Source organism: Phenylobacterium sp. (assembly GCF_036502675.1).
Classification (GTDB): domain Bacteria; phylum Pseudomonadota; class Alphaproteobacteria; order Caulobacterales; family Caulobacteraceae; genus Phenylobacterium.
Window position 1 is genome coordinate 1 of sequence record NZ_DASXYF010000091.1, and the last position, 9,093, is coordinate 9,093.

Below are 9,093 nucleotides of genomic sequence, written 5' to 3' on the forward strand. Positions count from 1 at the left end.
TCGCACGCCCGTCTGTTCATGGGCGGCGCAGTAGCGGCCGTCGGCCGGCCGGCCGCAGAAGCTGAAATCGGGGCTCTTGGGGTCGCCGATCGGCCACTTGCAGGCGTGGGCGCCCAGCAGGGCCATGTCCTCGATCAGCCCCGGCCCCTCGGGCGCCGGCGCATAGGCCTGGACGGGCGGCGGGGCGGGCGGCTTGCGAAGGGGAGGGGCCCGGCGGGGCCTTTTGGACCGAGAGGTCGCGGTGCGCGGCGCGCGGGATGGCGCGGAGGCCGGCGCCCGGCCGCTCAGCCCCAGGCGATGGACCTTGCCGATGACAGCGTTGCGAGTTACGCCGCCGAGCTGCTTGGCGATCTGCGACGCCGACAGGCCGTCGAGCCAGAGCTGGGACAGGGTGGTGACGCGGGTCTCGGACCAGCCGGATTCAGACATTGGCATTCCTCCAGATGCGCTCCCATCGAGCGCACCCGGACCGGCCCTTCCTCCCCCTCCCACAGCACCGGCCGCCTACATCAGCCCCAGGGTCCGCAGGCTCGCCACCTGGTCGCCCGCGACAACGACATGGTCGTGGACGGCGATCTGCAGCGCTCGCGCGGCCGCCACCACCTGCTGGGTCATGTCGATGTCGGCGCGCGATGGGGCCGGATCGCCTGACGGATGATTATGGGCGAGCACGATCGCGCTGGCCGACAGCTCCAGCGCCCGGCGCACGACCTCGCGCGGGTAGACCGGCGCGTGGTCGACGGTCCCCTCCGCCATCCGCTCATCGGCGATCAGCTGGTTCTTTTTGTCGAGGAACAGGACGTGGAAGACCTCGCGCGGCAAGGCGGCGAGCCGCGCGCGCAGATACGTCCGCACCGCCTCGGTCGAGGACAGGACCGGGCGCTGGTGCAGGGGGTGCTCCAGCGCGCGCAACAGGAGCGCATGGAGCAGTCCCAGCTGGCGGGCCGCTGGCGCGCCAATCACCCGGGCCAGGTCGCCCTCGGCAGCGCCGAGCACGCGGCCGATCCCGCCGAACCGCGCCATGAGCGCGTCGGCGGCGGCCTCGGTGTCAGCGCCCGGCGCCAAGCAACGGTCGAGAATGAGCGCCAGGGTGTCGCCCTCGTCCAGGCCGGCGACACCGGAGGCCGCGAACCGCCCCTGCAGGTCCTCGCGCCATCCGCCGCGCGTAAAGATCCCGATCGGCGCGGCCTCCGCCACGCCGGGCGCAAACAGATCTCGCTGCTCAGCCATGGGGGCGCCCTTCCGGGTCGCCGTCCGCGCCAAGCGCCGCCGCGTGCTGCGGGTGGTAGCGCTTCACAGTGTGGACGGCCGCGGCCCACACCTCGGCAGCCCGCGCGGCGTCAGGCTCGAAGGCGTCGAGGCCGAGGGCGAGATAGGGGATCGCCCAGTCGCAGTCCTCCTCGAACCAGCCGCCGCCGCTGTAAGCGGTCGCCTGGAGTGGTTCGGGAATGCGGGCCAGCGCGGTCAGAGAGATGCGGATGCCCCCGTGCGACGCGGTCGAGACGGCGACGGCGTCCGGTCCCAAGTGGGTCAGGTGTTGGATCGGTCCCCAGGGCGAAGAGGATCCGACGGTCGGAGGAAAGGGGTGCAGCATGGCCAGGTCCAGCGCCGGCCCAGGACCCATTCCCCGGCCGGCTCGCCCGGCGCCCCCCTTCCTCCCCCTTTCCGATGCGCCTGGCAGCTAGGGCAGGCCCTCGTGGAGCGCGTCTCACGCGGCAGCCCCGCCCAGCGGACCGGGCGGGGCTTTTCGGCTTCGGAGCCGTTCGAGACCGGACCTACGCCGCAGCCGGCAACATTGTCTGAACCGGCCACTTCGCCAGGACCGCGGTCAGGACTTCGGGTTGGTCGACCGGCACGAACACCCGCGGGGTGTAGGCGATGATCTCGACGAAGCAGCCCAGCGCGGTGAACGCCGAGCGCTGGGACGCCGCCCCGACCACCTCGATCCGGTAACGGTCCATCACCTTGGCCCGTCGCAACCACAGGCCGCCCACTAGCGAGAGGGCGGCGCCCTCCTCGAGGACGAGCGGGGCGGTCGCGGCGCCGTCGGCGAAGGCGCTGGCGGTGTCGGTCAGTCCCAAGGCCACCTTCAGCTGCGGGACCTGACCCGGGTCGAGCACCCGGCCCAGCCAGCGCCGGCCGTCCGGCGCCTTCAGCCGGCGGACCGAGGTCGCCTTGTCCGGCAGGCTCGACCAGATCGGCAGCAACAGCCCCGAGACCAGCACCAGGTCGCGCGCCACCCACGGGTCCGCCTGGGCGATTTCGGCGTCCCAGGCCGTGCGCCAGGCCGCCTCGCCGGCGTCCTCCCACGCCGATTCCTCGAACCCCTTCAGCGAGGCGATCGTCCGCTTTTCCGGGCGGATCAGGCGCACGGCGGGGATAAGCCGGTCGTCGTCATTGGTCGTGGTCAGGCCCTGGACCACCAGGGCGGCGCGGCCGGACTTGCTGTTGACCGCGAAGATCACCCCGTCCCGGTCGAGGCCCACCAGGGCGTCGTCGGCCGAGGTCAGCTGGCGCACCGTGCAGACCTGGAACCGGGTGAGCCGCGTCTCCGCCCCGGTGACCGCGTCGGCGCGGATCACCTCCTCGTCCGAGATGACCACGTCATCGGCGACAATGTCCTCCATGCCCCGGTCCAGGGCGCCGGACGCCTGGGCCCGCTCCAGGATCGAGGTGAGGATCGCGTCGAAGGCGGCGAACAGGCTGTTCTGGTCGGCGATCCGCAGGGCCAGCAGCCGGTTAAGGAAGGTGTTCATTGGCGGCATGTCGTCGGACTTCTTGAGGTTGCCCTCATGGTCGAGCAGCCGCAGGCCGGTCTTGGCCTCGAAGGTCTCGCGGTCCATCGCCTCGACGTTGCCGAAGTGCAGGCCGATGTAGAAGGCCTGCAGCGCCCGGTGCGCCCAGGGGCTTTCCAGGTTGTCCTCGGCGCGGAACAGACCATTGCCGGCCGTCCGCCGCTCGCCCCGGGTCAGGGCGCCGAGGCTGTCCAGGCGCCGGGCAATGGTCGAGGTGAACCGCTTTTCGCCGTGGATGTCCGTGGTCACCGGCCGGAAGAGGGGCGCGACGGCCTGGTTGGTGCGGTGCGACCGGCCCAGGCCCTGGATCGCCGCGTCGGCCCGCCAGCCGGGCTCGACCAGATAGTGGACCCGGCGCTGCTGGTTCGCCGCTCCGAGGTCGGCGTGGTAGCTGCGGCCGGTGCCGCCGGCGTCGGAGAACACCAGCACCCGCTTCTTGCCGGCCATGAAGGCGTCGGTCTCGGCCTTGGCGGCCGAGGCGCTGCGCCGCTCCACCACGCGGCGGCCGTCGCGGCGGACCACCCGGCGGCTGCGGCCGGTGATCTCGGCCACGATCTCCGTGCCGAGCGCATCCAGGACCGCATCAAGGACGCCGGGGACCGCCGGGAGACAGGCCAAGTGCGTGACCAGCTCGTCGCGCAGGCGCAGGGCATCCTGGCTGACCACGGGCACACCGTCCACCATCACCGGGACCATAGTCACCGCGCCCTCTTCGTCCTCGATGGCGTCCATCGCCATGACCGGGAAGGCGCCCATCAGGTAGTCCAGCACCTGGTCCTTCGGCGTCAGGTCGACGGCGAGGTTGTTCCATTCCTCGGCCGGGATCTCAGCCAGGCGGCGCTCCATCACCGCCTCATTAGTCGACACCACCTGGACGACCGAGGAGCGGCCATCCGCGAGGTCCTGCCGGATCGAGGCCACGAGGGTCGGGGACTTCAGGCCGGACAACAGGTGGCCGAAGAAGCGCTGCTTGCAGCCTTCGAACGCCGACAGGGCGGCCGACGCGGCCAGACCGGACTTGGCCTTGCCGTCCTCGGTCACCCCGACCGCCTCCAGCGCGGCGCGCAGGTTCTGGTGGATCAGCTGGTAGGCATCGGCCCAGGCGTCCCAGATGGCGATGTCATCCTCCGCAAGCGGATGACGCAGCGCCTCGTACTCGACGCCGTCGAACGACAGCGAGCGGGCGATGTAGAGGCCCATGGCCTTCAGCTCGCGCGCGATCAGCTCCATCACCGCCACGCCGCCGGTCTCGACCGCGTCCATGAAGGCGTCGCGGGTGGGGAAGGGCGCTTCCGGCCCGCCCCAGAGGCCCAGGCGCGCGGCGTAGGCCAGGTTCTCCGGCGTGGTCGCCCCAGTCGCCGAAACGTAGAGGATTCGCGCATTGGGCAGGCGGTTCTGCAAGGCGAGGCCCGCCATGCCCTGCTGCGAGGCCTTCTTCGTCCCGCGCGCCCCCTTTCCGCCGCCGGCGGCGTTGGCCATGGCGTGGGCCTCGTCGAAGACGATCACCCCGTCGAAGTCGGCCCCCAGCCAGTCGACGATCTGGTCCAGGCGCGAGCGCCGGTCGCCGCGCGCCGGCTGGCGCAGGGTGGCATAGGTCGAGAACAGGATGCCCCGGTCCATCCGGATGGCGTCGGCCTGTTTCCACGCCGATTGCGGGGTGATGTCGGCATTGGCGCCGCCGATGGCGCTCCAGTCGCGACGGGCGTCTTCCAGCAACGCGTCGTTCTTCGACAGCCACACCGCGCGTGACCGGCCTTGGGCCAGGTTGTCGGCGATGACGCCGGCGATCTCCCGGCCCTTGCCGCAGCCGGTGCCGTCGCCGAGGAAGAAGCCCTTGCGAAACTGGACCGCGGCCGGATGGTCGTCCTTTACCAGGATCACCTGGTGCGGGGCGTCGCCGAGGATCCACGACCCCGGCAGGACCTGGGCGTGGGCCTCGCCGGCGTAGATCACCGTCTCCATCTGGGCGTCCGACACCAGCGCGTCGTCGGTGATGCGGACCGGCAGCACCGGGCGGTAGGTCGGCACCGGCGGCGCGACCGAGGCCATGGGACCCGATTCCACGAGCGGGGAGGGGTGGGGGCGCGAGGTGGCGAAGCGGACGCGGCCGAGCGCATAGGCCTGGTAGAGGCCGACATCGTGGCCCTCGCCCGACCAGGCGCAGGCCTCATAGGCCAGCGGCGCCGCCGCAGCGAGGAAGGCCAGGCGATTGGAAGGCGCGGCCAGCGCCCGGGCGCGAGGCGTCAGGACGGAGATCTGCGACACCATGCGGAACTGGCGCGGCTGCGCGGTCGCTCGGGCCTGGACGGTCGCGGCCGCCTGGGCGGCGTCGGCCAATGTGTCGGCCACCACGACCGCGGGGCTTTCAGCGGCGGGCGCGGCGCGGTCGATCACCAGCAGGCCCGTCTCGACGGAGGTCCCGTGCTTGGCGTAGGCGCGGGCCGGGAAGGCCAGCCGCAGGCGGATCGGACCGCGGGCGGCGAGCGCGCGCATTGCCGGGGCGTCCTCGAACAGCCGCGCAGGCACGATGGCCGACAACCGGCCGCCATCGGCCAAGCAGTCCAAGGCCGCGTGCAGGTGCGCCTCCAGGTGCTGGAAGGGCGGGTTGGCGACCACGGTGTGGAACCTGCCCGACCCAGGGAGGGTGTCGCGAAGGTGGCGGGCGTCCTGCTGGCTGCGGACCGCGAGCGGGAAGAGGCCTTCCAGAAGGCCCGCGCGGCCAGCGGCCAGTTCGTTGAGGGTCAGGGCGCCGCCGCAAGCCTCGGCCAGAATGGCCAGCAAGCCGCTGCCGGCCGAGGGCTCCAGCACCTGGTCGCCCGGGCGCACCTGGGCGGCGAGCACGGCGAGCGCGCCAAGCTGGGGCGGGGTGGAGAATTGGTCGAGCGCCACCTGCTCCTCGCTGCGGCGGGTGTGGGTCAGGCTGAGCTCGGCCAGGTTGGCCAGCAGGGCGACGATCTCGGCCGGCGCGTCCTCCAGCCGGCCGACCTGCGGCGCCAGGCGGCGGATCTGTAGCACCAGGGCCGCCTCGATGGCGTCGTAGGCGTCGCGCCAGAGCCAGGCGCCCTCGGCGTCCGAGGCCCCGAACGCCATGGTCATGACGTTGGCCACCAGCTTTCGGTCCAGCGGACGGGACCGGTTGAGCTGGGGCGTGAGAGCGCGGGCGGCGGCCAGGAGGTTGGCGGGTCGGTGGTGGTCGCCGGTTTCGGCGGCGAACAGGGGAAGCAGGGCGTTCATGGGCAGGGATCCGGATCACCCGGCGCGGAGGGCTCCTCCCTCCAGACCCGACGGGCTCGCCCGTCCGCCCCCTTCCTTTTTTCCGCTCTCGAACGCCCGCCTGCAGGCGCAGACAGGGCGGCGCGTGTCACCTAAGCTGGGCCGCAGCCATGAACGTTTGCCCTGATTGTTTCGCCGTCAAAGGCCTGAAGCGGCGGACCATTGAGATCCGCAAGGACCAGGACGTCGGTCGCTGTGACTTCCACCCGACGAAGAAGGGCGTCTCGATCGAGGCAGTAGCCGAGATCGTCGACCTGGTGTTTCGCGACAACTATGGCGGCGGACCTCACGACCCCTATTCAGTTGGGCCTGCGGGCGATGAGCTGGTCGACGTCGTCCAGGATCTCGCCCAGCCCGACGACTGGACTATCGTCGAAGCGCTCAGGGACGCTCTAATTGAAGGCGACAACTACTGGCCGCCCGACGGTGAGGAGGCGTTTTACGATGATGAATACCGCTACCACGCGGACATCTGGACCGCTGCCTTGGAGGCCCCGGCGCGCCTGTGGCGCGATTTCCGACGAAGCCTCCTGCACGGCCAGCGCTTCTTCAACATCGGGGCGCGCGACCAGCTGGTGGAGATTTTCCAGGACGTCCACCAGCAGCGCGATCACCATAAGCAGGGGCCGGTCTACCTGATCGCGCCCGGCGAGGCGCAGAGTCGGTTTTTTCGCGCGCGCGTCGCCAACGACGTCGAGCAACGGCAAAAGATCGCGGCCAACATCGCCGCTGATCTGGGACCGCCGCCCGAGCGCAAGCGCCGGGCCGGACGACTGAACCCGGCAGGCGTTATCGGCTTCTACGGCGCCTTCGACCTGGAGACCTGCGTGGCCGAGTTGCGCCCGGCGGTGGGGGCCATCGTCGTGGCGGCGGAGTTCGCGATCACCGAGCCGATCTGCGTTTTGGACACCACTTTGTTCGAGGCCAAGGCGAAGGAAGCCGACCTTTACGCCAAGAACGCCCAGGCCAGCGCCGCGCAGTGGAACTTCATGCAGTCGTTCATGCTGGAGATCGCTCAGCCGATCTCACCCGGCGACGAGCACCTCGACTACCTGCCAACCCAGGCCGTTGCCGAATACCTCAACAAGCATCATCGGTTCAGCTTCGCCGGCCAGGAGCGCACGATCGACGCGATCATCTACCGGTCGGCCCAGCACCCGGAAGGCAAGAACATCGTCCTGCTGGGCGAGGCCGCGCTCGTGGGCTCCGCGCCCGGCGCGGGCCTGGAGCCCGTGGACGAGTTCGACGACTGGCCGAGCCTGACCTTTTCGAGCCCAACCAAGCCAAAGGTAAGGATCGTCCCGGTTGCCGACAGCCTCGTGAAACACAAGGTGTCGGGAGCGAGCTTTCCGACACAGCCCTATCTCGACGCCGGCGACTACGACCCCCACGACGTCGATCAGGACTATTGATTGCGGCTGGCATGCATGAATACGGCCCCCGCCCGAGCCTGACGGGGACCGCTTCAGCTGCCGCTAGGCGGCGATCGACACCTCGGGCGCATCGGCGGCACCGACGTCCGCCTGGGACCCGTCCTCCTCGGGGTCGGCCTCGGTCTCAGCGTCTTCCTCCGCCTCCACCTCAACAGGCCGGTCCCAGGCCAGCGCGGCCGGGGCCCACTGACGCTCGGCCGCCGCCTCGCCGACGAAGGCGACCAGGTCGTCCTTCTTCAGCGTCTTGGCCCGGTCGTCCTCGGCCTCCATCTCCTCCAGCAGCGCCAGCAGCTGCTTCTTGGAGTGGACGGCGAGATAGCCGGCATCCGGCGTCCAGTGGGCGGAGATGTCGGCGCCGCAAAGCGCGGCGATCTCGGCGGCCTCGGCGCGGGCCCCGTGGCGGATCGACGAGGTGCGGGCCTCGCGCAGGTTCAGGGAGATGGCGGTCAGCTCGGCGAGCAGGGCCATCTTCTCCCCGTGCGCCAGGGTCTCGACCCAAGTGATCGGCCGAAGGCCCGAGGCCTTGTAGGCCGCTCGTTTGGCGTCGAGACGGGCCTTCACTTCGCCGTCGAGGGACGCGATCGGCGGCGTGGAGCCCCGGCTATAGCGCACGCCCGAGATTTGCAGGGCCGAGGCGTCAAGGCCGCCCGACGAGTGCAAGGCCAGTTGCTTGAACAGCTGCGCCACCAGCACCGTCAACGCCGCGCTGGGATCGTCCGCCAGATCGCGGATAAGGCCGCGCGTGGCGACGTCGGTGCGGGTCTCGTGGAGGACGTGGCTGGAGCCTTCGACCTCGACATCGGCCTGAGGCACCTCGATGTCGGCTACAGCGCGGCCGTAGCGGCCGCCGACCTCGACCTCATCCTCCTCGTCCGCCTCATCCTCGATCTCCTCCGGCAGCTCACCGGCCGGCAGCGGGACCGAGTAGAAGCTCGCCGCGAAGCCGTAGTCGGTCCCGGCCGGCGACAAGATCACCGCGCCGATCTTGCAGCGGCTGAGCGGCGCCCCGGCGACGTCGGCCATCGCGCTGACCAGGGGCCCGAAGGCGCCGGGCGCCTCGTCCGCCTCCGGATCGATGTCCTGCAGCGTGAAGGACAGCTGGGTGACCCGGTAATTGGCCTCGTTCAGCGCCGTGGTCTGCGCCTCGGTAAGGTCCGGGCGATAGACATAGGGGAGGCGGGAAAAGCCTTCGGGCGCGCCAAAGTCGCCGTCGTCGCCGAGATAGACCGCCAGGCCCTCGGCCTGCAGGTGCGCCGCGATGGGCTGCACGCGGTCGCGCCAGGCCGCCGACAGGATCTCCGGATCGAGGAGGGCGTCGGGCAGTTCGGCAAACAGATCCGAGCTCACCCGGCCGCCGGCGGCGACGTAGCGCTCCATGCCCACGAGGGTGAAGCGCGGGTCGTCGACCGTGACGCGGCCGCGGGTCACCAGGCCCTTCAGCTGGTAGTCCAGGAAGTAGCCGTCGAGCGCGGTTTGGGCGATCTCCGCCTGCTGTTTCTTGTCGCCGATGCGCGCGAACAGGCGAACCTGCTTCAAGGTCAGCTTGCCCGCCCGCAGGGCCTTCAGGACGTTGGGATGGACGGCCGCCAGGG

Annotated in this window: 6 protein-coding genes; 1 reads left to right on the forward strand and 5 read right to left on the reverse strand. The window is 70.8% G+C overall.

Annotated features, from left to right (window positions below; translation table 11 throughout):
- The 4 genes from VGL30_RS11545 to VGL30_RS11560 all read right to left on the reverse strand — a co-directional run.
- The coding region (locus VGL30_RS11545) for a GcrA family cell cycle regulator (protein WP_331540059.1) at positions 1-429 on the reverse strand (429 nt) is incomplete at its 3' end.
- A 75-nt stretch (positions 430-504) separates the two neighbouring features.
- Positions 505-1,230: a RadC family protein gene (gene radC, locus VGL30_RS11550; protein WP_331540061.1), complete on the reverse strand. Its 726-nt coding sequence runs from the start codon at positions 1,228-1,230 to the stop codon at positions 505-507.
- On the reverse strand, positions 1,223-1,624 hold the full coding sequence (locus VGL30_RS11555; protein ID WP_331540063.1) for a DUF7007 domain-containing protein: 402 nt from the start codon (positions 1,622-1,624) through the stop codon (positions 1,223-1,225). The genes radC and VGL30_RS11555 overlap by 8 nt, the downstream gene beginning before the upstream one ends.
- A gap of 151 nt (positions 1,625-1,775) precedes the next feature.
- Positions 1,776-6,029, reverse strand: coding sequence for a bifunctional class I SAM-dependent methyltransferase/DEAD/DEAH box helicase (locus tag VGL30_RS11560; protein WP_331540065.1), 4,254 nt, complete (start codon positions 6,027-6,029; stop codon positions 1,776-1,778).
- A gap of 149 nt (positions 6,030-6,178) precedes the next feature.
- On the opposite strand from VGL30_RS11560, the gene VGL30_RS11565 reads away from it, so the two are divergent.
- Entirely contained in the window at positions 6,179-7,480 is a 1,302-nt protein-coding gene (locus tag VGL30_RS11565) for an RES family NAD+ phosphorylase (protein ID WP_331540067.1), read from the forward strand.
- Between the two features lie 63 nt (positions 7,481-7,543).
- On the opposite strand, the gene VGL30_RS11570 is transcribed toward VGL30_RS11565, so the two are convergent.
- On the reverse strand, positions 7,544-9,093 hold a 1,550-nt coding region (locus VGL30_RS11570), incomplete at its 5' end, for a chromosome partitioning protein ParB (protein ID WP_331540069.1).

Excerpts from the sequence above, each read along its gene's own strand:
- VGL30_RS11565 (WP_331540067.1), top strand. The coding sequence starts at position 6,179 with ATGAACGTTTGCCCTGATTGTTTCGCCGTCAAAGGCCTGAAGCGGCGG.
- VGL30_RS11555 (WP_331540063.1), bottom strand. The coding sequence starts at position 1,624 with ATGGGTCCTGGGCCGGCGCTGGACCTGGCCATGCTGCACCCCTTTCCT.
- radC (WP_331540061.1), bottom strand. The coding sequence starts at position 1,230 with ATGGCTGAGCAGCGAGATCTGTTTGCGCCCGGCGTGGCGGAGGCCGCG.
- VGL30_RS11560 (WP_331540065.1), bottom strand. The coding sequence starts at position 6,029 with ATGAACGCCCTGCTTCCCCTGTTCGCCGCCGAAACCGGCGACCACCAC.